This window comes from Nocardioides sp. NPDC023903, from assembly GCF_040639295.1.
GTDB lineage: Bacteria > Actinomycetota > Actinomycetes > Propionibacteriales > Nocardioidaceae > Nocardioides.
The window spans coordinates 1-24,070 of sequence record NZ_JBEZZS010000024.1 but is presented as its reverse complement, the minus strand read 5'-3'; the positions used below and the strand labels follow the sequence as shown (position 1 = coordinate 24,070).

Here is a 24,070-nt window from a genome sequence, read left to right as displayed (position 1 = left end):
TCCTGTTACCTCTTCACAATGAGAACCCGAAGGGGCATTGTTCCCTTCGTCGATCACTGAGATGGGGAGCCCCGCAATGCCTCGTAACACCCGAAAGCTTCGCCCCGTTGTGGCCGTTGCCGCAGTCGCTCTCGCGGCCGCCGCAGTCGCCACCCCGGTCGCGACGTCCGCCTCGGCCAAGCCGGGAGCCAACCTGGTCGATGTCCAGCTGCTCTCGTTCAACGACTTCCACGGCAATCTCGAGGCGCCGTCGGGTTCGAGCGGGCGTCTGGTCACCGGCCACCACATCGACCCAGCCACCGGCAAGCCGGTCGATGACACCGTCAACGTGGGTGGCGTGGAATACCTCGCCTCCCACCTGGCCGAGGCGCGCAAGGGCCACGACCGTTCCCTGACCGTCGCCGCGGGTGACCTGATCGGCGCCTCGCCGCTGCTCTCGGCCGCCTTCCACGACGAGCCGTCCATCGAGGCGCTCAACAAGCTCGGCCTGGACGTGACCGCGGTCGGCAACCACGAGTTCGACGAGGGCTACAAGGAGCTGCAGCGCATCGCCGACGGCGGCTGCATCGACGACGGCGACGGCGAGGACAACCAGAACTCCTGCGCCGCCCACGAGTACGCGGGCGCCGACTTCGACATCCTCGCCTCCAACGTGATCGAGGACGCGAGCGGCAAGACGATCCTGCCGTCCTACGCCATCAAGGAGATCGACGGCGTCAAGATCGGCTTCATCGGCATGACCCTGGAGGGCACTCCCGACATCGTTACCGCCGAGGGGGTCAAGGGCCTCACCTTCAAGGACGAGGTCGAGACCGCCAACGCGCTCGTGCCCAAGCTGAAGAAGAAGGGCGTCAAGGCGATCGTCACCCTGATCCACGAGGGTGCCAACCTGCCGAAGGAGAAGTGGACCGACCCCGCCACCGGCACGGTCTACGACGTCAACGCCAGGTACGACTACACCTGCGAGGGCGGCGGCGAGCTCGTCGCCGGCTCGCCGATCGTGCCGATCGCCCAGGGCCTCGACCCCGAGATCGACATGGTGGTCACCGGGCACACCCACAACCCCTACGTCTGCGACGTACCGGACCCCGAGGGCAAATCCCGCCTGATCACCTCGGCCTCGTCCTTCGGTCGGCTCTACACCGAGACCAACCTGAAGTACAACCTCAAGTCGCGCGACATCGTCCGCTCGTCGGTCAAGGGCTCGAACCTGCTCGTCACCCGTGACGTGGCCAAGGCCCCCGAGCAGACGACGCTGATCAACACCTACAAGCAGCTGGTCACCCCGATCGCCTCCCGGGTGCTCGGTTCGATCTCGTCCGACATCAAGCGTGACCAGAGCCCCGCCGGTGAGTCCGCGCTCGGCGACCTCATCGCCGACGCCCAGCTCGCCGACCAGTCGACGGTCGTCAACGGACAGACGCCGGTGATCGCGTTCATGAACCCGGGCGGTATCCGTGCCGACCTGACCGCGACCAACTCGCCCTACGGGGAGGCCGTCGGTGAGGTCACCTACGACGAGGCGTTCACGGTCCAGCCGTTCAACAACTACCTCGTCTCGCTGACCATGACCGGCCAGGACATCTACGACCTGCTCACCCAGCAGGTCACCGGTGCCAACGCCGCATCCCACAAGATCCTGCAGGTCTCCGAGGGCTTCTCCTACCAGATCAGCCCCTCGGGCCCCGTCGATGGCTCGGTCACGCTCAACGGCCAGCCGATCGACAAGGCCGCGTCCTACCGGGTCGTGACCAACAACTTCCTGCAGGGCGGCGGCGACGCCTTCGCGGCCTTCACCAAGGGCACCGACCCCTACTACGGCGGCCTCGACATCGACGCCTTCTCCGCCTACCTGGAGGCCAACTCGCCCTACACCCCGGGCCCGCTCGACCGCATCACCGGAACCCACTGAACGAAAGTTCGTTCGTATGCAGCGGGCCCGACCAGCTTTGAGCTGGTCGGGCCCGCCGTCATGTCGGCGCCTTCATCGACAGTCCGTCGATGAAGGTCGCCGCAGACGAGGCCGCCGGGGCGATGCGAGTGTCGGGGATCCCGCAGGCGCGAAGGCAGGTCGAGGCGATGACGGCGGCGGTCGCGTCGTCGATCGGCACGCCGCTGCTGCGGAGGGTGGTGGTGACCTCGACCAGATGCATGAGCATCTCACCGAGGTGGCCCGGCTCGGCCGCCGTGGCGGTGCCGGGCGCTGCGGCCCGGGTGGCGATCCGCCCGTAGGCGTCGGCGAGCTCGGCGCGAATGCTGCGAAAGGCGTCGAACGCCTCGCTGCTGGTCACGTCGGGATGGGTGGCCAGCATGCCGATGTTGTCCGGCGCCTCCGCGAGCGTGTGGATGTCGACGAGGGCCAGCAGGTAGAGCGCGGTCTCAGGGCCCGCGGCCGCGGTCAGCTGCTCGATCTGGTCGACCCGATCGACGGTGGGGCGGACGGACCGCTCCAGGAGCTCGGCGAGGATCTCGTCCTTGCCGGTGAAGTGGTAGTAGAGCGACGCCTGCCTGATCCCGACCTTGTCGGCGATCTCCCGGGTCGAGGTGGCTGCGAAGCCTTGGGTCACGAACAACTGCGCCGCGGCATGGAGCACCTGCTCGCGCGGTGGAGCTGCCGTGTTCGAGGGGACGAGACGCGGTCGTCCGGGGTGGGTTCGTCGGATGCTCATCGAGTCCATGCCTTCCTGTTGGGGTCGACCCCGACCTTCAGTGGAGCATAATATTTTGATATTGCCAATCATGATGTGCATCTGGACGTACGGTATGCCCATCGGGCACGATGGTGGTTCGTCGAACCTGTCTAAGCCGTCGTAGGAGGCTGTCGCCGTGCCCCGCCCCAACCGCCGAGCCCGTGAAGCACTGACCGAGGCCCTCCGGGATGCCCGTCGCGCCGCCGGCCTGACCGGGGCCGGCTTGGCCGACGCGCTGGGCTCGGGCTGGTCCCAGCCGAAGGTGTCGAAGATCGAGTCGGGCCGGCAGTCCGTCTCCGAGGCAGAGGTACGCGCCTGGGCAGCCGCGGTGGGGGCCGACCGGGAGATGCTGCTCGCGCTGCGTGCCCGCGCCGACCAGGAGCAGGCGGCGTTCCGCGACGCACATCCGACCGGCGGTGGTGCGGAGCAGCACCAGGATGCGTACGCAGCGACCGAGGTGGCCACCAAGGTCCTGACCAGCTACCAGCCGCACAGTGTCCCCGAGCTGCTGCAGACCCCCGACTACGCGCGTGCCCTGCTGGCGCTGGCAGGCGGCTCGCGTGACCAGGAGGCCGTTGCAGGGGAGGTCTCCCATGTCATCGCGGCGCGGCTGCGTCGCTCGGCGATCCTCTACGAGGCCGGCCGGTCGATCACCATCCTCGTCGGCGAGGCGGCCCTCCATCACCTGGTCGGCTCGCCCGACATCATGCGTGCCCAGATCGATCACATCGCCAACCTGGCGACCACCACCCAGGCGACCATCGGGATCGTCCCCTTCGAGAGCTTCCCCGTCCTGGTCCAGCACGGCTGGGACCAGCGCGACCGGATCGTCACCCTCGAGACCAGCGCCGGCGACCTCGAGATCGCCGATCCGGTCGAGGTCGCGCGCTACGAACGCTGGACGCAGCTCCTGCTCGAGCACGCGCTGACGGGCGACGCGGCCGCCGAGCGATGCGCCCGGATCATCAGCGAGCGCGGAAAGTCGTCGGCGCGGCTGGGCGACCACGAATAGGACACGGCCGCTGCTCCGGTAGACTCCCGGCGGGCCGTTAGCTCAGTTGGTAGAGCAGTGGACTTTTAATCCATGGGTCGTCGGTTCGAGACCGACACGGCCTACAGCGGGTTCGAGCCCCGGGTCGCACATGCGACTCGGGGCTCGACCGTGTAGTGAGGGTCAGCCGGATTCCTCTTGCGGCAGCGGACGGCTGGTGATCGCGTCGGTGATCGCGCCGGCAGCCTCGACGAACGCTGCTGCCTGATCGTCGGTCAGATTGCCCGCGGAGACTCCCTCCAGGCTCTGCCACAGGGCGGCGATGGGTTCGCGCATGGCACGGCCCTTGTCCGTGAGGTGGACGACCATCACCCGCCGGTCGTGCTCGGCCGGCTCGCGGACCAGCAGGCCCGCTTCCTGCATGCGGCGCAGGGACTTCGAGACGGTGGAGTGGTCGAGGCCGACGCTCTCGAGAAGCTCGGACTGGGTCTGGCCCTCGCGGTCCAGCAGCTGCATCAGGAGCAGCTCCTGGCCGGGATGCAGGTCCATCTTGCGCAGCAGGGCGCCGGCGTAGGCACGGTGGGCGCGGGCGAGCTGGAAGATCGCGTAGCTCATCGGCCCGCCTGCGGCAGTGGTGGGAATCTCGGGCATGGTCTCCGCTTCTTCAGCCGGTGTGAGTGGGGTAGTCGGTGTATCCGACCGCTCCACCACCGTAGAAGGTCGCCGGGTCGGGAGTGTTCAACTCTGCCCCGACGCGCAGCCGCTCGACCAGGTCGGGGTTGGCAAGCGCCAGTGCACCGACGGAGACCAGGTCGGCTGTGCCGTTGTCGACGTCCTTGGCGCGGGTGGGGATGTCCGCACCGGGCCGGTTGAGGATCAGCGTGCCCGGCCACTGTGCGCGGAGTGTGTCGAGCAGCGCCTCGTCGCCCACATGCATCAGGTGCAGGTAGGCCAGACCCAGCGGACGCAGCGCCTCGACGAGCGTCGGATAGAGCTCGTGGGTGTCGGACTCGGCGATGTCGTTGTACGGGTTTCCGGGCGAGATACGGATGCCGGTGCGCTCGGGGCCGATCTCGTCGGCCACCGCGGCGACAACCTCCACGGCGAAGCGGATACGGGCCTCGACCGAGCCGCCGTAACGGTCTGTGCGCTGGTTGGCGTTGCCGGAGAGGAACTGGTGGATCAGGTAGCCGTTGGCGCCGTGGATCTCCACTCCGTCTGCGCCCGCGGCCACAGCCGCAGCAGCAGCCCGCCGGAAGTCCTCGACGGTCTCGGCGACCTCCTGCGTCGACAGTGCACGGGGCTCGGGCATCTCCTGAGGGCCGGAGGCGGTGAACATCACGCCGGCCGGGCGGATCGCCGAGGGGGCGACGGGCTGGCGGTGGTGCGGAGTGTTGTCGGGGTGGGAGATCCGGCCGACGTGCATCAGCTGGATGAACACGCGGCTGCCTGCCGCATGCACCGCGTCGGTGACCTTGCGCCATCCGGCGATCTGCGCCTCGTTGTAGATACCGGGGGTGAGCAGGTAGCCCTGTCCGTCGGCGGAGGGCTGGGTGCCCTCGGTGATGATCAGCGCCTTGGAAGCGCGCTGTGCGTAGTACTCGGCGTTCAGCTCCGTCGGCACGCCCTCGGGGGTGGAGCGGTCACGGGTCATGGGTGCCATGACCAGACGGTGTGGCAAAGGGGTGCCGCCGAGAGTGATCGGGGCCCACAGGGATTCCAGCATGAAAGTCTCCTTCGGTGACGCGGTGGCCCGAATGGCCACCACAAGTTGGGTTGGGGGCGGGAGGCTCAGTCGACGGCGAGGACGAGCTTGCCGCGTACGTGTCCGGCGTCGCTGGCCTGCTGGGCGTCGGCCGCCTTGGCCAGTGGGTACGACGTGACGGTGGTGGTCAGCTTTCCGGCCGCGGCGTCCTGAGCCACGGCGGCCAGGCGCTCGGCGGGGTGGTCTCCGCCGCCGGGGGAGAAGGCGACGCCCAGCTGGCCCGCGCTGAAGTCGGCGATGGTGACGATGCGCTCGGTGCCGCCGCGCAAGGTGATGGAGTCGGGCAGGGCGCCCTTGCCGGCCAGGTCGAAGACCGCGTCCACGCCGTCGGGAGCCAGGGCCCGCACCCGCTCGACCAGGCCCTCGCCATGGGTGGTCGGGGTCGCGCCGAGCGAGGTGAGGTAGTCCTGGTTCGAGGGACCGGCGGTGGCGATCACGCGGGCGCCGCGGGCGGTGGCGAGCTGGACGGCCACGGTGCCGACCGCTCCGGAGGCCCCGTGCATCAGCACGGTCTCCCCGGCGGTCACCTCGAGCTCGTCCAGGACCCGTTCGGCCGTCTCGCTGGCGACCGGCAGCGCGGCCGCGTCCTGCCAGGAGAGGTCTGCGGGCTTGAGAGCCACGGCGGTGGCCAGCGCGTACTCGGCGTACGAGCCGGTGTCCGCCCAGCCGAGCACCTCGTCGCCGACCTGTACGTCGCTCACGCCCTCACCGAGCGCGTCGACCACACCCGCCAGCTCGCCGCCGGGGATCGCGGGAAGCGTCGTCGGGAAGACGGCCTCGAGTATCCCACTGCGCTTCTTGCCGTCCAGTGCGTTCAGCCCGGCGGCCTTGACGCGTACTCGGACCTGGCCGGGCCGGGCTGCGGGACGTCGACGTCCGCCTCGTGCAGCACATCCGGGCCGCCGAACTCATCGAAAATCATCGCTTTCATGAACACTCCACTTCGGGTCGCGTTGCTCTGGCGAATAATGTGGCCAGCCACGTAATTACCATAACAGCAATAATGTGGCTAGCCAAGTATTTCGTCGGCGAGCAGAGCTGGCCGGCGTCTCGCTGCACGGAAACTGCCTCGGAACCGGTGGCCATACGTCCCGCTGAGCGGTCGTTTCACGGCTCTGTTGCGCAACCTTCACCGCTTCGCGCGTAAAACGATCGGTCAAGGGGGGTTCGCACAGCCGCGTGACTTGCTAATGTCACTCCCGCAACAGGTGCAAGTTCCAGAAGGTCTGACGCCTGCGGAGTTTGTGATCCAACGGCGTTTCTGCTCTGTGCCCGCCCGGACCCCGGTTCGGGAACACAGGTCGGAGCGACGTGTCACCCGCCCCTGATGCGGGGCTACCGAACCTGGTGGCCTCTCGCCCCGACTAAGGAGTAACGAGCAGATGGCTCAGGGCACCGTTAAGTGGTTCAACGCCGAGAAGGGCTTCGGCTTCATTGCGCAGGAGGACGGCGGCGACGACGTCTTCGTTCACTACTCTGCGATCCAGACCAACGGCTACAAGTCGCTGGACGAGAACCAGAAGGTCGAGTTCGACGTCACCCAGGGTCCGAAGGGCCCGCAGGCGGAGAACGTTCGCCCTCTCTGAAACAAGTAAGACGATCTCGGGTTCGGCTTCTGCCGACACTGATCATCTGCAACGAGGCCCCAGCCGTTCGGCTGGGGCCTCGTGGTCTGATTGGAGCCCTCTCAGGCTTCTGTGTCACGCTTGATGTGACAACTTTTGATGGTTCTTGGTGGATCAGCGCGCAGATCTCCCGAGACTGGGCGATGATGTGAAGACGAGCTTTTTGAGCGTGACGTGAGGAGGCGGCGGGCGTGGCTGATCAGTTCGATGTGACGCTTGAAGATCCCGAGCTGCTCCTCGAGGTCGAGCTCACGACCAATCTCATCGTCGCCGCCAGCGAGTCCGAGGATCACCTCTCCCAAGAGGAGATCGACCGCATCCTCGGGATCATCCCCTAAGGACGTCAGCAGGTCGCGAAGAGCAGCGGCCCGTTCGCCAGGTCGGAGAGCACGGCCGTACCGTCCTTCGGCTGCAGCTGCATGGTGACGACCTCGTCCTCGGCCGCGACCTTCCCCAGCTTGAACCGCTCGTCGAACGTGCCGCCCTGGCCGGGCGCCGGGCCAACGGCGAGCTTGGCCCGGGTGTCGGCGTTCGTACGCGCCTGGTCGTCGTTCTCGAACGACATCGCGACACGTACGTCCCCGTTCGACTCCGCCGCCATGGCGAAGCCCTCGATCGGGTTGATGTCGCCGGCGGCGTCGACGAGGCCGTCGGCCTGATCCTGGTCGGCGGCCGAGGCGCCGCCCAGCCCGATCTCGGTGCAGGTGAAGTCGCCGTCGTAGACGAACGCCGAGAGAGGGTCGCCGAGCCGGTCGGCGGCGTCCGTCATCGGCTCGTGCAGGTCGCCGTCGCCGAGGCTCTCGACCTGGTCGCCCAGGTAGCGCCGGCCGTCCGAGGCCAGGATGAGGTCATGCTCGGGCAGGAAGGCGATGTAGGCGAGCTGCGGGCTGATCGTCGAGTCGATCCCGGAGTCGGTGAAGCTGGAGAAGGGGACCAGGGTGCCGTCCCAGACGCCGCCGTCCGCGGGGTCGTCCTTGGGGGCGGTGAACCCCATCGAGGTGAGCTGCTCGACGAGGTGATCGGCGTCCATGTCCTCGAGGTGCCCGACCATGAGCGCTCCCTGGGTCGACTGGGTGTAGAGCTCCCAGTCGAGCGTCGCGGGCGACCAGCCGAAGTGCTGCTGCAGCAGCCCGGAGGCGTCGGGCAGCACCGAGGTCGAGGTGAGGTCCTTCGTGTAGGCCTCGTCGATCATCTCGTGGACCTCCTCCGGGGTGGAGTCGGCATCGAGGTCGGCACCGACGCTCTCGCGGATACCCGTCCAGTCGGTGAAGGAGACCCGCGTCGCCTCGGCGGGAGCCAGCCGCAGCGCCTCGTCGAGATCTCCGCCTCGGGCCGCCCATGCCCGGGCCAGGAAGATGACGAGCGCAACGACGACGACGCCCACCGCGATGGTCAACAAGGGGTGGGCGCGTACGACTCGGGATGATCGGCCAGCCCACGTTCTGGGGCGGTCGAGAAGCTGGGGGGTGCGGAGCATTGCGAGGAACCTTAGACGAATCAGCCGCCTTCACGACATACCCTGTGCGCATGCCCGAGATCCCGGCCGCCGGCGTAGTGGTTTTTCGCGAGCACGACGACCTGTCGGAGGTGGCGCTGGTCCACAGACCCAAGTACGACGACTGGTCCTTCCCCAAGGGAAAGGTCGACCCCGGTGAGACGGTGCCGGTGACGGCGATCCGGGAGGTGCGTGAGGAGACCGGCCTGAGGGTCGCGCTCGGTCGCCCGCTCCAGCAGCAGCGCTATCCCGTCGAGGCGGGGCAGAAGGTGGTCCACTACTGGGTCGGCCGCACCGCTGCCGGCGCCGACGACGACGTCGACAGCTACCTGATCAACGACGAGATCGACGACGTCGAGTGGCTGTCGGTGGAGAAGGCGCGCACGCGGCTCACCTACCCGCACGATCGGGCGACGCTGCAGCAGGCTGAGGACGTACGCCACCCCACCACGCCCCTCGTGGTCCTCCGTCACGCCTCGTCCGTCGGCCGTTCGGCTTGGTCCGGCGCAGACCAGGATCGGCCGCTCGACGACACCGGACGGGCCCAGGCGGTCACTCTGGCCGGCCTGCTGATGGCCTACGACATCCGCCGGGTGATCACCTCGCCGAGCGTCCGCTGCACGCAGTCGATCGCACCGTACGCCGGGCTCGCCGGCATCGCGTCTGAGCAGATGAGACTGCTGAGCGAGGAGGGCGCGGAGGAAGGTAGCGTGTCGGCCCTGGCTGCGGACACCCTGCGTGACCTGGCCGTTCCGACGGTGATCTGCACGCACCGACCGGTGCTGCCGTGGGTCTTCGAGGGGCTGGGTATGCGTGACCCGAAGCTGGCCAAGGGTGAGCTGATGGTGCTGCACGTGCGCGCAGGTGAAGTGCGGGCTGTTGAGGCATTTCAGGTCTAACAGAGGCTTGAGGCCTGCCTGTTCATCTCCTGTGCCCGGAACTGACACTGATTTGCCACCGACTTTGAATTCCTCGTTCAGCCTGCGTTCACCTTCACCGAGTTTCCCGTCCACCTCGGCTCCTTACGGTCATCGCGACAACTCCGAATCGACTGCATCATCAATCAGGAGACTTGCGTGAACACCACCTCGCTGCGCCGGGCACTCGTCCCGGGCATCACTGCTGCGACCCTTGCCCTTGCGATCAGCGCCTGCGGCGCCGCCAACGAGCAGAACAGCGGTAGCGAAGGGGAAGGCACCCTCTCGGGCACCATCAAGGGTGGCGGAGCCTCCTCACAGGAGAAGGGCCAGGCGGCATGGGTCGCCGGCATCCAGGACGCGAACCCCGACCTCAGCGTCGTCTACGAGCCCGTGGGCTCCGGCTCGGGTCGTGAGGGTTTCATCACCGGCGGCTACCTCTTCGCCGGCACCGACTCCGCTCTCAACGACGACGAGGGCGAGCTGGCCAAGGCCAAGGAGCAGTGCGGCGCGGACCCGATCCAGGTCCCGGGCTACGTCTCGCCGATCGCCGTCGTCTTCAACATCGAGGGCGTTGACGAGCTCAGCCTCGACGCCAAGACGATCGCCGACATCTTCGCGGGCAAGATCACCAAGTGGAACGACCCGGCGATCGCCGCGACCAACCCGGACGCCAAGCTTCCGGACACCGCGATCACCCCGGTCCACCGCTCTGACGACTCCGGCACCCAGGAGAACTTCACCGAGTACCTCGCGGCCGCCGGTGGCTGGGCCGAGGAGCCCTCCGGTGAGTGGCCCGCCTCCATCAAGGGCGGCGAGGGCGGCGACGGCACCTCCGGTGTCGTGACCGCCATGCAGGGTGCCGGCTACATCGGCTTCATGGACGAGTCGGCGGCGCGCGAGAACGACCTCGCCACCGTCAAGGTCAAGGTCGGCGAGGACTTCGTCGAGCCGACCGCTGAGGCCGCTGCGAAGATCCTGGCCGCCTCGAAGCCGGTCGGCACCAGCGACAACGACATGGCCGTCGAGGTCGCCCGGACCACCACCGAGGCCGGCGTCTACCCGGTCGTGCTGGTGTCCTACCTGCTCGCCTGCCCGACCTACGAGAACGCCGAGGACGCGGCCAACGTGAAGGGCTACCTGGAGTACATCCTCTCCGAGGAGGGCCAGAAGGTCGCCGCCGAGGAGGCCGGCTCCGCGCCGCTCGACCGTGAGACTGCCGACAAGGCTCTCGACCTGGTCGGCGGCATCAAGTAAGTGCCGGTACGTCTGATCTGATCGCCGTTCGGGCGGTGGCTGCGGCCGCCGCCCGTACGGCTGTCTTAAGAACCCAATCAAGAAAGTCGAGGAATGCCTTGTGACTGTCGCCGCTGACCCCGGCGCCGACCCTGGCGTTGACCCGAAGTCGGAGCTCTCCTCCGGCCGTGGCTCGGTGGGTGATGTCGTCTTCCGAGGCCTCGCCGTCACTGCCGCCACTCTCATTCTGGTGGCGCTGGCAGCCGTCTTCATCTTCCTGGGCATCGAGGGCATCCCGGGCTTCAACGTGGACGAGCAGCACTACGCCGGCCAGGGCTCGTTCCTGGGCCTGGTCGTGCCGCTGCTGTACGCCACCATGTACGCCGCCGTACTGGCACTGATCGTCGCGGTCCCCTTCAGCGTGGCGATCGCGCTCTTCATCAGCCACTACGCCCCGCGCCGGATCGCCACCCCGGTGGCGTACGTCATCGACCTGCTCGCCGCGGTCCCGTCGGTCGTCTTCGGCCTGTGGGGTGCGGTGGTGCTCGGTCCGTACCTGGTGCCGGCCCATGCCTGGCTCTCCGAGAACATGGCCTGGCTGCCGTTCTTCGACGGCCAGCCCTCCGGCAACGGTCGTACGCTGTTCACCGCATCGATCGTGCTGGCCGTGATGATCCTGCCGATCATCACCTCGATCTGCCGCGAGGTCTTCGCCCAGACGCCGCGACTGCACGAGGAGGCGGCGCTGGCGCTCGGCGCGACGCGCTGGGAGATGATCCGCTACGCGGTATTCCCCTACGCCCGCTCCGGCATGGTCTCCGCGGTCATGCTCGGCCTCGGCCGGGCTCTCGGTGAGACCATGGCGATCGCGATGATCGTCTCGCCGAAGGTCCTCATCTCGCTGTTCATCATCGGCACCAACAACCCGCAGACCATCGCGGCGCACATCGCCCAGGGCTACAAGGAGAGCACGCCCGACCGACTCTCCGTGCTGATCGCGACCGGCCTCGTGCTGTTCGCCTTCACCTTCCTGGTCAACGCACTCGCCCGCTGGATCGTCGCCCGAGGGAGGGCCAAGTGAGCAATACCGACCTCTCCAACGAGGAGACGAAGCTCTCCCACGCCACGCTCCCGCGAGGCGCCCAGTGGCTGGTCGGCGTCGCAGCCGTCGCTCTCGGCGGCCTGGCGCTCGTCCTCGGCGTGAGCATCGTCGGGGCAGCGGTCATCGGCGTGCTCGGGTTCCTGATCGGCTACCCGCTGTGGGCGCTGCTGGTGGAGAACCGGCGCTCGGCCACCGACAAGCTCGTCACCGGGCTGGTGTGGACGGCCTTCGCAATCGCGGTCATCCCGTTGATCTGGCTGGTCTACACGGTGGTCTCCAAGGGCGCCGCGACCCTCAGCCCGGAGTTCCTCACGTACTCGATGCGTTCGGTCACCGGCGACGAGCAGGGCGGTCTCTACCACGCACTGATGGGCACCCTGATCGTCACCGGCATCGCCGCGGTGATCTCGATCCCGATCGGCATCATGACCGCGATCTACCTGATCGAGTACGGCAAGGGCAACCGCCTCGCCAAGACGATCACCTTCCTGGTCGACGTCATGACCGGCATCCCATCCATCGTCGCGGGCCTGTTCGCGTTCGCGCTCTTCACCCTGCTCATGGGGCCGGGCACGCGCTTCGGCTTCGGCGGCGGTGTCGCGCTCTCGCTGCTGATGATCCCGACAGTCGTCCGATCGACCGAGGAGATGCTCAAGCTCGTCCCCGACGACCTGCGCGAGGCTGCGTACGCTCTCGGGGTGCCGAAGTGGCGCACCATCACCAAGATGGTGCTCCCGACCGCGATCGGCGGCATCGTCACCGGTGTCGTGCTCTCGATCTCGCGCGTGATCGGCGAGACCGCGCCGCTGCTGGTCGCCTCGGGCTTCAACCCGAACCTGAACACCAACGCCTTCGATGACAGCCCGATGATGACCGTGCCGGTCTTCATCTACACCCAGCTGTCCGAGGCCACGGCGAAGGGCGTCGAGTACGCCTGGGGTGGAGCACTGGTGCTCTTCATCCTCGTCATGGTCCTCAACCTCATCGCCCGTATCGTCGGCACGATCTTCGCCCCCAAGACCGGGCGCTAGGAGTAACTCATGTCCATTCAAGTCAAGGACGCCAGCATCTTCTACGGCGACTTCAAGGCCGTCGAGGACGTCTCCATGTCCATCAAGCCGAAGTCGGTGACCGCCTTCATCGGGCCCTCCGGCTGCGGCAAGTCGACCTTCCTGCGCACCCTCAACCGGATGCACGAGGTCATCCCCGGCGCGTACGTCGAGGGGAAGATCCAGATCGCCGGCCAGGACATCTACGGGCCGAACGTCGACCCGGTGGCCGTACGCCGCAAGGTCGGCATGGTCTTCCAGCGGCCCAACCCGTTCCCGACGATGTCGATCTACGACAACGTGCTCGCCGGCAACAGGCTCAACGCCAAGCGGATCAAGAAGTCCGAGGCGGACTCGATCGTGGAGAACGCGCTGCGCGGAGCCAACCTGTGGACCGAGGTCAAGGACCGTCTCGGCAAGCCCGGCATGGGCCTCTCCGGTGGTCAGCAGCAGCGGCTCTGCATCGCCCGCGCGATCGCGGTCCAGCCGGAGGTGCTGCTCATGGACGAGCCGTGCTCGGCTCTCGACCCGATCTCGACCGCCGCGATCGAGGACCTCATCCACGAGCTGAAGTCCGACTACACGATCGTGATCGTCACCCACAACATGCAGCAGGCCGCCCGCGTCTCCGACGACACCGGGTTCTTCAACCTGAAGGCCGCCGGCCAGCCGGGCCGTCTGGTGGAGTTCAACCCCACCAAGCAGATGTTCACCAAGCCGGACAACCCGGACACCGAGGCGTACATCTCCGGCCGCTTCGGCTAAGCGTTCAGCCAAGGCCGAGTCGGCGCATCTGACCCCGTGCCTCGCGAAGCGAAGCGAGTGAGAGGGGTCGGATGCGCCGACTCGGCCCGAACTGCTTTTACGGCAGCTGGAAGACGAAGTGGCAGAGCAGGTAGGTCAGCGCCGCGACACCACCGGCAGCGGGGAAGGTGAAGATCCACGCCAGGACGATGGACTTCGCGATACCCCAGCGGACCGCGGAGAACCGCTTGGTCGCGCCGACACCCATGATCGCCGAGGTGATCGTGTGGGTGGTCGAGATGGGGGCCTCCCAGATGTACGCCGTGGAGTAGAGCACCGAGGCGGCGACCGACTCGGCGGCGAAGCCGCGGGACGGGTCCAGGTGGATGATCCGACGGCCGAGCGTGCGCATGATGCGCCAGCCGCCGGACATGGTGCCGAGGGAGATGGCGGTCGCAGCCGCGGCGATCACCCAGAACGGGAGGTCGTCGTCGGCCGTGAGGAATCCACCGGTGACCAGGGCGAGGAAGATGACGCCCATCGTCTTCTGGGCGTCCTGCAGACCGTGACCGAGGGCCATCGCGGCGGCCGAGATCGTCTGGGCGATCCGGAAACCCTTCTGCGTCTTGTGCGGGTTGGCGCGCCGGAAGATCCACATGATCGCGAGCATCACGCCGAAGCCGAGGCTGAAGGCCACGAACGGCGACACGAACATCGGGATGACGACCTTCTCCAGCACTGTCATCCAGTTGACGAACGCGCCGGCGGCGATCGCCGAACCGGCCAGACCACCGATGAGCGCGTGCGACGAGGACGAGGGAAGACCGAAGTACCAGGTGATCATGTTCCAGGCGATCGCGCCGAGCAGGCCGGCCATCACCACGGTCAGACCATGTGCCCCTGATGGTGGCGTGATCGTGTCGGAGACGGTGTGGGCGACCTTCTGGCCCAGGAACGCGCCGACGAAGTTCATCACCGCCGCGAGCAGGAGGGCGATGCGCGGCGTGAGCGCGCGCGTGGACACGGAGGTCGCGATGGCGTTGGCGGCGTCGTGGAAGCCGTTGGTGTAGTCGAAGACCAGGGCGACGACGACCACCGCGATGACGATGGCAAGTTCCACGGTGTCAGGATTCCTTGACGGCGATCTGCTCGACGGTGTTCGCGACCTTCTCGAATCCGTCGATCGCGTCCTCGAGGGACTCGACGATGTCCTTCAGCTTGAGGACCTCCATCGCGTCGTACTCACCGGAGAAGAGCTTGGCAAGGATGCGACGATGGTTCTTGTCGCCCTGGTTCTCGAGACGGTTGATCTCGATCCAGTACTCGGAGAGCTCCTTCATCGAGCGCAGCTTGGGCATCGCCGCCGCGGTCAGCTCGGCGCAGCGCTGGAGCACGGTGACCTGGTCGGAGAGCTCAGGGGGCAAGATGTTGACGCCGTAGACGAAGATCTGGTCGACCACCTCGTCCATCGAGTCCATCACGTCGTCGAGACCGGAGCCGAGGGCGTAGATGTCCTCGCGGTCGAAGGGCGTGACGAAGGTCGAGTTGACCTTCTTGACGATCTCGTGGGTGGTCTCGTCAGCGGCGTGCTCCGCGTCACGCATCCGTCGCGCGACGTCCTCGCGATCGGCTGTGTCGCTGAGCATCTCGGCGAGCAGCGAGACACCGCCGACGAGGTGGTTGGCGGACTCGGTGAACATGTCGTAGAACGACGTGTCGACCGGGCGGATTCGGAAACGCACGGGGGGCTCCTGGCTGGATGAGGCAGACCTGCGGGCTCATGTTAGGCGAGTCCGCTTGACACGACGAAAGCCAGGGCGTGTCTAGCCCGCCGCGGCGCGCCTGCGCTGGCGCTGTCGAGTGATCAACATCGCTTGGAGGTGGTTGGGAGCGTGATTGCGGGTCCAGGTGCCGTCAGGCCCGAGGAGCCAGGCATCCGTTGTCGGTTCGAATGCCAGGTCGAACAGTGTGCCGACCTCGGCCACGAGCTCCGGGGTGGGGAGACGTACGAGGGCCTCGACCCGGCGGTCGAGGTTGCGGTGCATCATGTCGGCCGAGCCGATCCAGGCGCTCGGTCCGTCCCCGTCGTCGGGAGTGCCGTTCTCGAACCAGAAGATCCGCGAGTGCTCCAGGAACCGGCCCAGGATCGAGCGCACCTCGATGGTCTCGCTCAGCCCCTCCACGCCCGGACGGAGCGCGCAGATCCCGCGCACCAGCAGCTGCACGGGCACGCCTGCCTGGGAGGCCAGGTAGAGCGCGTCGATGATGGCCTCGTCGACCACCGAGTTGGCCTTGAGCCGGATCCTCGCCGGCCGCCCTGCCAGATGGTGGGCGATCTCGGCGTGAATCTGCTCGATCAGGCCGTTGCGTACGTTGCCGGGCGCGACCAGAAGCTGCTCGTACGTCGCCTCCCGGCTCCAGCCGGAGAGGTTGTTGAACAGGTGGGCGACGTCCTCGCCGATCCCCTCGTCGGTGGTGATCAGCCCCATGTCCTCGTAGATCCTGGAGGTCTTCGGGTTGTAGTTGCCGGTGCCGATGTGGGTGTAGCGACGGATGGTGCCGTCGGGCTCCTCGCGAACCACCATCGCCAGCTTGCAGTGGGTCTTCAGGCCGACCAGGCCGTAGACCACGTGGCAGCCGGCCTGCTCGAGCTTGCGTGCCCAGCGGATGTTGGCCACCTCGTCGAAGCGCGCCTTGATCTCGACCAGCACCAGCACCTGCTTGCCCGCCTCGGCGGCGTCGATCAGGGCGTCGATGATGGGGGAGTCGCCGGAGGTGCGGTAGAGGGTCTGCTTGATCGCCAGCACCCGCGGGTCGGCCGCGGCCTGCTCGATGAAACGCTGCACGCTGGTCGCGAACGAGTCGTAGGGATGCTGGAGGAGTACGTCACCACGGCGGGCCGCCTTGAAGACGTCGACCGGCGCGGCGCTCTCGACCGGCGCGAGCGCCGGGTGGGTGCTCGGCACGAAGGCCGGATACTTCAGCTGCTCGCGGTCGATGTCGGCGATGCCGTGCAGCCCGCGCAGATCGAGCGGACCGGGCAGCCGGAAGACCTCCTTGTCGGAGATGCCGAGCTCGGAGACCAGCAGGTCGAGCGTCGAGTCGGTCATCGACTCCTGCACCTCGAGGCGTACGGGAGGGCCGAAGCGCCGCCTGAGCAGTTCCTTCTCCAGTGCGGTGAGGAGGTTCTCGGTGTCGTCCTCCTCGACCTCCAGGTCCTCGTTGCGGGTGACCCGGAAGGTGTGCACCTCGAGGATCTCCATGCCCGGGAAGAGCTTGTGCAGCCTCTCGCGCATGACCTCCTCGAGGGGCACGAAGCGGTCGTTGCCCAGCGGTACGAAGCGGCTGAAGATCGGCGGGACCTTCACCCGGGCGAAGTGCTTCTTCTTGGTCTTCGGATCCCTCAGCCGAACGGCGAGGTTGAGCGAGAGGCCGGAGATGTAGGGGAACGGGTGGGCCGGGTCGACCGCGAGCGGCGTCAGCACCGGGTATACCCGCTCCTTGAACAGCTTCTTGCAGGCCTTGACCTCCTCCGGGGTGAGGTCCTCCCAGTGCAGCAGCTGGATGCCCTGCTCGAGCAGCGCCGGCTTGATCTTGCCGCGGAACACCGCTGCATGCCGCTCGGAGAGCTCCCGGGTCGTACGCCAGATCACCTCGAGCACCTCACGCGGCATCAGGCCGGAAGCGGCCTTGACAGCCACCCCCGCCGCGATCCGCCGCTTCAGGCCCGCCACCCGGACCATGAAGAACTCGTCCAGGTTGGAGGTGAAGATCGCCAGGAAACGTACGCGCTCCAACAGCGGCAGCGTCTCGTCCTCCGCCATCTCCAGCACCCGCTCGTTGAACCGCAGCCAGGACAGCTCCCGGTCGAGGAACCGGTCCTCGTACTTCTCGACCTCGGCCAGCGCCTCGTGATCCGGGATGTATTCGGGTTCGACGTCGAAGGGCTGGTCGGGAACCGCGGTCAGGCTCACGGTGTCCTCGGCCGAGCGGGTGGGGGCCTGCGGGTCGAGACTCATGAGGCCAGTGTGACTCACCTGCGTGTCTTTGGGGGAGACGCGATCCGAACTCTGACCTTTGACCCGGTCGCCAGGTGAACTACCTGTTACACGATGTCCCTGGTAACAGGTAGTTTGAGCGCATGTCGATTCTCGCGCGCGTCTCGTCCCTGATCGATCCGTTGCTGGTGCCCGTGAAGCGGCCCGCCTTCACTGCGGCGCTGAACCTTCCGGCTCCGGTGCAGCGGCGGCTCGTCGGGAAGCCGGTGACGTACGACGGGCAGACGCTCGCGGTGGACACGCAGATCATGCTGGCGCTGATGAAGGTGTCGGGGGAGCCGGACCCGTCGACGCTGCCGATCCCGAAGGGGCGGGTGGCCCTGCTGCGGCAGTCGCAGCTCGGGGGCGGCCGTCAGGAGATCGGGTCGGTGCGCGAGCTCTGGGCCGCGGGGCTCAAGGCGCGGCTGTACGTCCCGGAGGGCGCCTCGGGCAACGCGCCGCTGCTGGTCTTCCTGCACGGCGGTGGCTTCATCTTCGGCGACCTCGACTCCCACGACGCTCCCTGCCGGCTGCTGGCCAGCGAGTCCGGCGTCAAGGTGCTCTCGGTGGACTACCGGCTGGCGCCGGAGTCACCGTTCCCGGCGGCGTACGACGACTCGGTCGCGGCGTTCCGGTGGGCGGTCGAGCATGCGGCCGAGCTCGGTGCGGACCCGGCGCGGGTCGGGGTCGGCGGCGACTCCGCCGGCGGCAACCTGGCCGCCGGGGTCGCGCTCGCGGTCGGTGAGGACTGCGCGTTCCAGCTGCTCATCTACCCGGTGACGCAGTCGGAGGCGAACACCCGCAGCCGCGAGGATCTCAGCGAGGGCTTCTACCTGACCGCCGACTTCATCGGCGCGGCCACCAACAACTACCTGCCCGAGGACATCGACCGCCGCGACCCGCGCCACGCTCCGCTGTACGCGGAGATCCCGGCGACCGGGGTCGCCCCGGCGTACGTCGCGACCGCGGGTTTCGACCCGTTGCGCGATGAGGGCGAGGCGTACGCCGCCAAGCTCGACGAGGCCGGGGTCAAGGTGGTGCACCGGCGCTTCGACGACCAGATCCATGGGTTCCTGAACGTGGTCGGCGCCGGGCGTACGTCACGCGCCGCTGTGCTCGAGATCGCGCAGGTTCTGCGCGACAACCTCTGACTTCTCAGGTGTTTCCTGCACTTCTCAGGTGTTGCAACGCCTGAGAAGTGCTGGAATACCCGGTTAACCGGGTATTCCAGCAGGCCGCTCAGCCGGCCATGTCGGGGCGCCAGCGGAGTACCTCGCGCTGGAACGCCTCGGGGTCGACCATCGACTTGTCGACCCGAACCGCGCCCGCCTCGTCGGTGTTGAACTCGACGACCCACTCGTCGGTGGCCGGCTCACCCTTGATGGTGATGTCGGTGTGGGTGTCGTAGAGGTCGTAGGTGTGGGTCTGCTCGTCCTTGCGTACGTCGAGCACGCCCTCCTCGGTGACCGTGACGGTGCTCTCGGTCATGAGAGAGCCGTCCTCGGGCCGGAAGGTGCGGACGGTGAGCCTCTTGGTGCCGACCGGCTCGCCCGACTCGTCGGCAGCCGTGGCCGCCTCGGGGGCGGCAGTGCCGGCGCCGGGGATCTTGGCGCCGGGGAACTTGCCGGACTCGGCGAGCTTGACCGCTGCCAGCCAGCCGCTCGAGCGCTGGGGGAGGGAGTCGCTCGGCGTGTCGGGCAGGTCCGCCGGCTCCGCGGGCGAGTCCTCGGCGTGCTTCTTGTTGGCCTGCTTCTTGCCGGTCTGCCGCTCGGGCAGCGTCACGGGCGCGGTCGGAGGACCTGCCGGCGGCGCAGCCGGTGAGTCGACCGGTGCCGGTGCGGTGGCCTTCGGGGCCTCGACGGGTGCGAGGGGCTCGACCACGAGCGGCTCGTCAGGAGCGTCCGGGATGGGGAACTGCGCCTCGGGCGGCGACGGGGTCGCGGCGAGGGTCAGCTCGAGGGCCTGCATCGCACGCTTGTTGGTGCTGCCGCCCTTGACCGCGAGCATGACTGCCTCGCGCAGGTCGGCGAGCTGCTTGGCGAGCTGGGCACTGCGGCGTTCGGCGATCTGCCGGTCCACGATGGCCTGCTCGACCAGTTGGGTGTTGTGCAGGATCGAGGCCTCGACGGCCTGACGGTCGATCGCCTTCTGGCCGGCGACCTCCTCGGCCTCGGCCCGAAGGCGTACGGCGTCGGCGGCCTGCTGCTGGACGTCGGCGAGACGGTTCATCATCTCCGTCATCCGGCGCTCGGCCTCTTCACGCTCGCGCGCCTGCGCGGTGATGACCTCGGTCATCGACTCGTGGGCGGTACGCAGCGCGGACTCCGCCGCGCGACGACCCTCGTTGGCCTCGGTCGCAGCGCGCTCGGCGGCGCGCCGGCCTTCCAGGGCCTGGACCGCGAGATCGGCGTGCTCGGAGGCGCGCTGGTCGGCCGCCATCCGGGCGAGGTTGGCGGACTCGGCCGCCTGCTCGGCCTGGGAGGCGAGCTCGGTGAGCTGCCGATAGCGCTCCTCGTTCTCGTTGGCCTCGTGCGCGGCGGCAGCGGCGAACTCGGCGTACTGCTTCGCGCTCTTCTCGGCCTCGAGACGGGCGTCGTTGGCGGCGTCGGCGGCCTTGAAGGCGCGCAGAGCGGCCTCCTCCGCCTCGGTGCGGGCAGCGAGCGCCTCGGCTGCCACGGCGTACTGGTCGGCAGCCGTGGCCTCGGCCGCGGCCCGGGTCATCGCGTGGTCCTCGGCGTTGGCGTCGGCGGCCTTGCGCTCCTCGAAGGCCTCCTTCGCGGCTTCCTCGGCCTCGGCGCGGGCGGTTGCGGCGGCCTCGGCGGCGGCATAGGCAGCCTCGGCCGCAGCCTCGGCCTCCTTGCGCGCCTGCTCGGCCTGCTCGGCCTGCGTCGCCATCGCGACCGCGGACTCCTCGGCCGTGATGCGGGCGGCGGCGGCCTTCTCGGCCTCGGTCGCCCGGTCGTTGGCGGCCTGCTCGGCGGCCTGGCGCGCGGTGAACGCGGCCAGCGCCTCGTCGGCCCGGCCGGCTGCGGCCGCGTCGGCCTCCTCGCGCATCCGCGCGAGCTCCTCGGAACGGGTGTCGGCCGCGGTGCGAGCGGTGTAGGCGGCCTCGGCGGCGGCCTCCGCCTCGCTGCGTGCGTCGTAGGCGGCGCGGGCCTCGTCGGCGGCCTTGCGGGCGGCCTTCTCCGCTGCGGCCAGCGCGTCGCGAAGCTCGTCCATCTCTTCGAGACGGTCCTCGGCGGCTGCCTCCGCGACGCTGCGCGCGGCGTAGGCGGCCTGGGCCAGCTCGGCGTGCTCGGCTGCCTTCGTGTGGGCCTCAGCGGCGGAAGCGGCCGCGGCGGCGGCCTCCTCGGCCCTGGCGCGGGCGGACTCCTCGGCCTCGGTGCGTGCGCTGGCCTGCTCCTCGGCTACGCGGGCCGCCTCGAGCAGGCGGCGCTCGGCCGCCTCCAGCTCCTTGCCCCTCGCGACCGCGGCCTCCTCGGCCTCGGCGCGCTCCTTGGCCCGGGTGTCGGCGAGCTTCTCGGCCTCGACCCTGGCGAGGGCATACTTCTCGGCTGCCTTCTCCGCGACCTCACGCGCCTGGTGGGCGTCGGCGGCCAGCTGGGCGTGGAGCTTGGCGGTCTCGTCGGCCTTCCCACGGGCGGTGGCGTGCTCGGCGGCAGCTTCCTCCGCAACCAGCCGCTCGGCCGCCTGCTCGGCGGCCGCCTGCTCGGCTGCGATGCGAAGTGACTCGGCTGCGGCAGCGGCGCGGGCCAACTCCGCAGCACGCGCCGTCAGGTCCTCGTCGTCACCCGGCTGGGCGGCCGAATCACGGCTCCACCACTTGCCACTGGGGGTCTGCGTGCTCACGAGGGTGAATGCTAACGGCGAAGTAGGCGGTGTGTGGAGTCTCCGAGAGGATTAACACGCCTGCTACCTGGAACTACATTCGTGTAGTTCTGGTAATGGGGTGTCAGTAGACGAGTGCCTGCACGCCGTCGCGCAGGATCTCCTCGGCGAACACGACCGCGCCCTTGATGGTGACGCCGTCGATGAGGTCGTCCTCGGAGAGGTCGCGGCGCGAGGCGCACTGGCTGCATACGGTCACCTGACCGGCCTCGATGACCAGCCCGATCAGCTCCTGCAGCGGCGCCGCGTTCTCCAGCTTGAACTCCTCCGCGCGCCCGGGCACCGCGAACCACGTCGCCTCACCGGTGAGCCACAAGGACACCTTCGCACCGGCGGTCGCGGCCGCAGAGGCGACCGTGAAGGCCTGGTTCGTACGCTCGGGCGCCTCGGCACCCACGGTCACCTTCACCACGAGTTCTTGCATGCCGAGCACACTAGCGCTTGCGTTTCGGGTCGTAGCCGACGTACGGCCTAAACTCGGCGTGTGGCTTTCGAACTTCCGGAGAACCTTCACCCCGATGCCGGTCCCTGTGCGTGGATGCTCGGCACCTGGCAGGGCAACGGACACGGTGACTATCCGACGATCGACAAGTTCGAGTTCGGGCAGGAGCTGATCTTCACCCACGACGGGCGGCCGTTCTTCCACTACTTCGCGCGCTCGTGGATCATCGACCCGGAGACCGGGGAGAAGGTGCGCGACGCGGCGCTGGAGACCGGCTTCGTCCGCTTCCGCCCCGAGGGCGAGGTCGAGTGGGTGATGACGCACAACACCGGCATCGTCGAGGTCTGGTACGGCAAGGCCGAGGGCGGCAAGCTCGACCTCACCACCGACGCGGTCGCCCGCACGGAGACCGCGAAGGAATACACCGCCGGCAAGCGTCTCTACGGCAACGTCGAGGGCGATCTTCTCTACGCCTTCGACATGGCCGCGATGGGTCAGGCACTGCAGCCGCACCTGTGGGCGCGGCTCAAGAGGGTCAACAAGTAGTCGCGATGACCGAGGCGGCTGAGGACTGGCGCGAGGCCCTTCGGGCGAAGGGCTATCGACTCACGCCCCAGCGCGAGCTGGTCCTCGGCGCCATCGAGCGACTGCGGCACGCCACCCCCGAGGAGGTGCTCGCGGTCGTACGCGAGTCGTCCTCGGCGATCAACCTCTCCACCGTCTACCGCAACCTCGAGGTGCTCGAGGAGCTGGGACTGGTGCGGCACGCCCATCTGGGCGAGCGCGCCTCGACCTACCACTCGGTCTCCGGCCGTCCGCATTTTCATGCGGTTTGCAGGAAGTGTCAGAAGGTCACCAGTGTTGACCCCTCAGTGGCCGACGGTATCTGCGAGCGGCTGCGTGAGGAGTACGCCTTCGAGGTAGATGTCGCTCATCTGACCGTCTTCGGGGCGTGCGTCGACTGTTCTTCCGAGGAGCCATGATGACTGCCAGCCCGCTTCTGTCCCTGCCCGGTGCCGTCGCCGGCGATGGTGCTGACGCACCCGTCGCCGCGCACTACGGATCGTTCAACCTGGAGCAGCGGACGTTGGCCTCCGGCGAGGGATTCGTCGACCTCTCCCACCGTGATGTCCTACGGATTGCCGGCCCCGACCGGCTGACCTGGCTGCACTCGCTGACCTCGCAGGCCTTCGAGGGACTGACCCCCGGGGTCTGGACCTCGTCCCTGATCCTGTCGCCGCAGGGACACGTCGAGCACTTCTTCTCCGGCATCGACGATGGCTCCTCCTTCTTGGCCTGGACCGAGCCCGGGGCCGGTGAGGCTCTGGTGGCGTACCTGGAGCGGATGAAGTTCTGGTCCGACGTGACGGTCACGTTGGACGCGTCGCAGGTTTCCGTCTGGCGTCCCTCGCAGGGCTACTCGTTCGTCCCGCGCGAGTCCTTGGAGACGTACGCCGCTGCCGCGGGCCCCGCCTGCGGGTTCTGGGCCTTCGAGGCTCTCCGGATCGAGCGTGGCGAGCCGCGTTTCGGCGTGGACACCGACGCGCGCACGATCCCCAACGAGGTCGGCTGGGTGCCTGGTTCGGAAGAGACCGTCGGCCCGGAGTACGCGGTCCATCTCGACAAGGGCTGCTACCGCGGCCAGGAGACGGTCGCCCGCGTCCACACCCTCGGCCGTCCGCCGCGTCGCCTGGTGCTGCTCCACCTCGACGGCTCCGAGAACCGGCTGCCCGCTGCTGGGTCGGAGCTGGTCTTCGGTGAGAAGACCGTCGGCTTCGTCGGCTCGTCGGCCCGTCACCACGAGCTCGGCCCGATCGCGTTGGGTCTGGTCAAGCGCAACGTACCTGTGGACGCACAGCTCGTCGTGGACGGGATGCCGGTCGCTCAGGAGGTCCTCGTCGACCCCGAGATCGGCCTCCACATCCGCCCGCTCCGCTGAGCGGTTCCAACCCGTTGGGCCTGTAGCTGTCGTGCGGCCGAGAAGGTAGTTGTGGGCGACGACCGTCACGGTGCCCGTGGAGCGGACGGTGCCGCTCCCTGCGGCAGGGTCGAGCACCTGGTCGTTGTTCCCACACGCGCTCGCCGCCAC

Annotated in this window: 23 protein-coding genes, 1 tRNA gene and 1 pseudogene; 14 read left to right on the top strand and 11 right to left on the bottom strand. The window is 68.3% G+C overall.

Features of this window, described 5'->3' with window-relative positions; genetic code table 11:
- Window positions 1-109: 109 nt before the first annotated feature.
- Complete coding sequence (locus tag AB0F44_RS21460; protein ID WP_357358718.1) at window positions 110-1,912, top strand: bifunctional metallophosphatase/5'-nucleotidase; 1,803 nt, start codon at window positions 110-112, stop codon at window positions 1,910-1,912.
- Window positions 1,913-1,970: 58 nt separating this feature from the next.
- Here AB0F44_RS21460 and AB0F44_RS21455 read toward each other — a convergent pair whose 3' ends face one another.
- Window positions 1,971-2,669, bottom strand: a complete 699-nt coding sequence (locus tag AB0F44_RS21455; RefSeq protein ID WP_357358717.1) for a TetR/AcrR family transcriptional regulator — start codon at window positions 2,667-2,669, stop codon at window positions 1,971-1,973.
- Between the two features lie 157 nt (window positions 2,670-2,826).
- Here AB0F44_RS21455 and AB0F44_RS21450 point away from each other — a divergent pair, with 157 nt between their 5' ends.
- Entirely contained in the window at window positions 2,827-3,702 is an 876-nt protein-coding gene (locus tag AB0F44_RS21450) for a helix-turn-helix transcriptional regulator (protein WP_357358716.1), read from the top strand.
- A 31-nt stretch (window positions 3,703-3,733) separates the two neighbouring features.
- Window positions 3,734-3,806, top strand: a tRNA-Lys gene (locus AB0F44_RS21445).
- 58 nt (window positions 3,807-3,864) lie between these two features.
- Here the strand turns inward: AB0F44_RS21445 and AB0F44_RS21440 are convergent.
- The 4 genes and pseudogenes from AB0F44_RS21440 to AB0F44_RS21425 form a co-directional block, all read right to left on the bottom strand.
- Entirely contained in the window at window positions 3,865-4,332 is a 468-nt protein-coding gene (locus AB0F44_RS21440; RefSeq protein ID WP_357358715.1) for a MarR family winged helix-turn-helix transcriptional regulator, read from the bottom strand.
- 13 nt (window positions 4,333-4,345) lie between these two features.
- Window positions 4,346-5,407, bottom strand: coding sequence for an alkene reductase (locus AB0F44_RS21435; RefSeq protein ID WP_357358714.1), 1,062 nt, complete (start codon window positions 5,405-5,407; stop codon window positions 4,346-4,348).
- 65 nt (window positions 5,408-5,472) lie between these two features.
- Window positions 5,473-6,147, bottom strand: a complete 675-nt coding sequence (locus AB0F44_RS21430) for a zinc-binding dehydrogenase (protein WP_357358713.1) — start codon at window positions 6,145-6,147, stop codon at window positions 5,473-5,475.
- Window positions 6,148-6,174: 27 nt separating this feature from the next.
- A pseudogene (locus AB0F44_RS21425) lies at window positions 6,175-6,255 on the bottom strand (hypothetical protein); the annotation flags it as partial.
- Window positions 6,256-6,828: 573 nt separating this feature from the next.
- On the opposite strand from AB0F44_RS21425, the gene AB0F44_RS21420 reads away from it, so the two are divergent.
- Together AB0F44_RS21420 and AB0F44_RS21415 are read left to right on the top strand one after the other, a co-directional pair.
- Window positions 6,829-7,032, top strand: coding sequence for a cold-shock protein (locus AB0F44_RS21420; RefSeq protein WP_045548871.1), 204 nt, complete (start codon window positions 6,829-6,831; stop codon window positions 7,030-7,032).
- Between the two features lie 230 nt (window positions 7,033-7,262).
- Window positions 7,263-7,409, top strand: a complete 147-nt coding sequence (locus AB0F44_RS21415; RefSeq protein ID WP_165111317.1) for a hypothetical protein — start codon at window positions 7,263-7,265, stop codon at window positions 7,407-7,409.
- A gap of 5 nt (window positions 7,410-7,414) precedes the next feature.
- On the opposite strand, the gene AB0F44_RS21410 is transcribed toward AB0F44_RS21415, so the two are convergent.
- Window positions 7,415-8,548 (bottom strand): hypothetical protein, encoded by a 1,134-nt coding sequence (locus AB0F44_RS21410; RefSeq protein WP_357358712.1) that lies wholly within the window; start codon window positions 8,546-8,548, stop codon window positions 7,415-7,417.
- Between the two features lie 50 nt (window positions 8,549-8,598).
- Here AB0F44_RS21410 and AB0F44_RS21405 point away from each other — a divergent pair, with 50 nt between their 5' ends.
- The 5 genes from AB0F44_RS21405 (at window position 8,599) to pstB (ending at window position 13,635) form a co-directional block, all read left to right on the top strand.
- Window positions 8,599-9,465, top strand: coding sequence for an NUDIX hydrolase (locus AB0F44_RS21405; RefSeq protein WP_357358711.1), 867 nt, complete (start codon window positions 8,599-8,601; stop codon window positions 9,463-9,465).
- A 177-nt stretch (window positions 9,466-9,642) separates the two neighbouring features.
- Window positions 9,643-10,740, top strand: a complete 1,098-nt coding sequence (locus AB0F44_RS21400) for a phosphate ABC transporter substrate-binding protein PstS (RefSeq protein ID WP_357358710.1) — start codon at window positions 9,643-9,645, stop codon at window positions 10,738-10,740.
- Window positions 10,741-10,840: 100 nt separating this feature from the next.
- The gene (pstC, locus tag AB0F44_RS21395; protein WP_357358709.1) at window positions 10,841-11,800 is read left to right on the top strand and encodes a phosphate ABC transporter permease subunit PstC; all 960 of its coding nucleotides are present in this window, start codon (window positions 10,841-10,843) and stop codon (window positions 11,798-11,800) included.
- Entirely contained in the window at window positions 11,797-12,852 is a 1,056-nt protein-coding gene (pstA, locus tag AB0F44_RS21390) for a phosphate ABC transporter permease PstA (RefSeq protein WP_357358708.1), read from the top strand. The genes pstC and pstA overlap by 4 nt, the downstream gene beginning before the upstream one ends.
- A 9-nt stretch (window positions 12,853-12,861) precedes the next feature.
- Complete coding sequence (pstB, locus tag AB0F44_RS21385) at window positions 12,862-13,635, top strand: phosphate ABC transporter ATP-binding protein PstB (protein WP_357358707.1); 774 nt, start codon at window positions 12,862-12,864, stop codon at window positions 13,633-13,635.
- 97 nt (window positions 13,636-13,732) lie between these two features.
- Here the strand turns inward: pstB and AB0F44_RS21380 are convergent, their stop codons facing one another.
- The 3 genes from AB0F44_RS21380 to AB0F44_RS21370 form a co-directional block, all read right to left on the bottom strand.
- The gene (locus tag AB0F44_RS21380; RefSeq protein WP_357358706.1) at window positions 13,733-14,734 is read right to left on the bottom strand and encodes an inorganic phosphate transporter; all 1,002 of its coding nucleotides are present in this window, start codon (window positions 14,732-14,734) and stop codon (window positions 13,733-13,735) included.
- 4 nt (window positions 14,735-14,738) lie between these two features.
- A complete protein-coding gene (locus tag AB0F44_RS21375; RefSeq protein ID WP_357358705.1) occupies window positions 14,739-15,356 on the bottom strand; it encodes a DUF47 family protein in 618 nt (205 codons plus the stop codon).
- Window positions 15,357-15,437: 81 nt separating this feature from the next.
- On the bottom strand, window positions 15,438-17,633 hold the full coding sequence (locus AB0F44_RS21370) for an RNA degradosome polyphosphate kinase (protein ID WP_357358704.1): 2,196 nt from the start codon (window positions 17,631-17,633) through the stop codon (window positions 15,438-15,440).
- 122 nt (window positions 17,634-17,755) lie between these two features.
- On the opposite strand from AB0F44_RS21370, the gene AB0F44_RS21365 reads away from it, so the two are divergent.
- On the top strand, window positions 17,756-18,802 hold the full coding sequence (locus AB0F44_RS21365) for an alpha/beta hydrolase (protein ID WP_357358703.1): 1,047 nt from the start codon (window positions 17,756-17,758) through the stop codon (window positions 18,800-18,802).
- 88 nt (window positions 18,803-18,890) lie between these two features.
- On the opposite strand, the gene AB0F44_RS21360 is transcribed toward AB0F44_RS21365, so the two are convergent.
- A complete protein-coding gene (locus AB0F44_RS21360) occupies window positions 18,891-21,500 on the bottom strand; it encodes a hypothetical protein (RefSeq protein ID WP_357358702.1) in 2,610 nt (869 codons plus the stop codon).
- A gap of 103 nt (window positions 21,501-21,603) precedes the next feature.
- Complete coding sequence (locus tag AB0F44_RS21355) at window positions 21,604-21,963, bottom strand: DsrE family protein (protein WP_357358701.1); 360 nt, start codon at window positions 21,961-21,963, stop codon at window positions 21,604-21,606.
- Between the two features lie 60 nt (window positions 21,964-22,023).
- On the opposite strand from AB0F44_RS21355, the gene AB0F44_RS21350 reads away from it, so the two are divergent.
- From AB0F44_RS21350 to AB0F44_RS21340, 3 genes are read left to right on the top strand one after another with little or no spacing between them, the layout of a single operon-like run.
- On the top strand, window positions 22,024-22,527 hold the full coding sequence (locus tag AB0F44_RS21350; RefSeq protein WP_091045857.1) for an FABP family protein: 504 nt from the start codon (window positions 22,024-22,026) through the stop codon (window positions 22,525-22,527).
- Between the two features lie 5 nt (window positions 22,528-22,532).
- Entirely contained in the window at window positions 22,533-22,964 is a 432-nt protein-coding gene (locus AB0F44_RS21345) for a Fur family transcriptional regulator (protein WP_357358700.1), read from the top strand.
- A complete protein-coding gene (locus AB0F44_RS21340; protein ID WP_357358699.1) occupies window positions 22,961-23,920 on the top strand; it encodes a folate-binding protein in 960 nt (319 codons plus the stop codon). Before AB0F44_RS21345 ends, AB0F44_RS21340 begins: the two co-directional genes overlap by 4 nt.
- Window positions 23,921-24,070 lie beyond the last annotated feature (150 nt).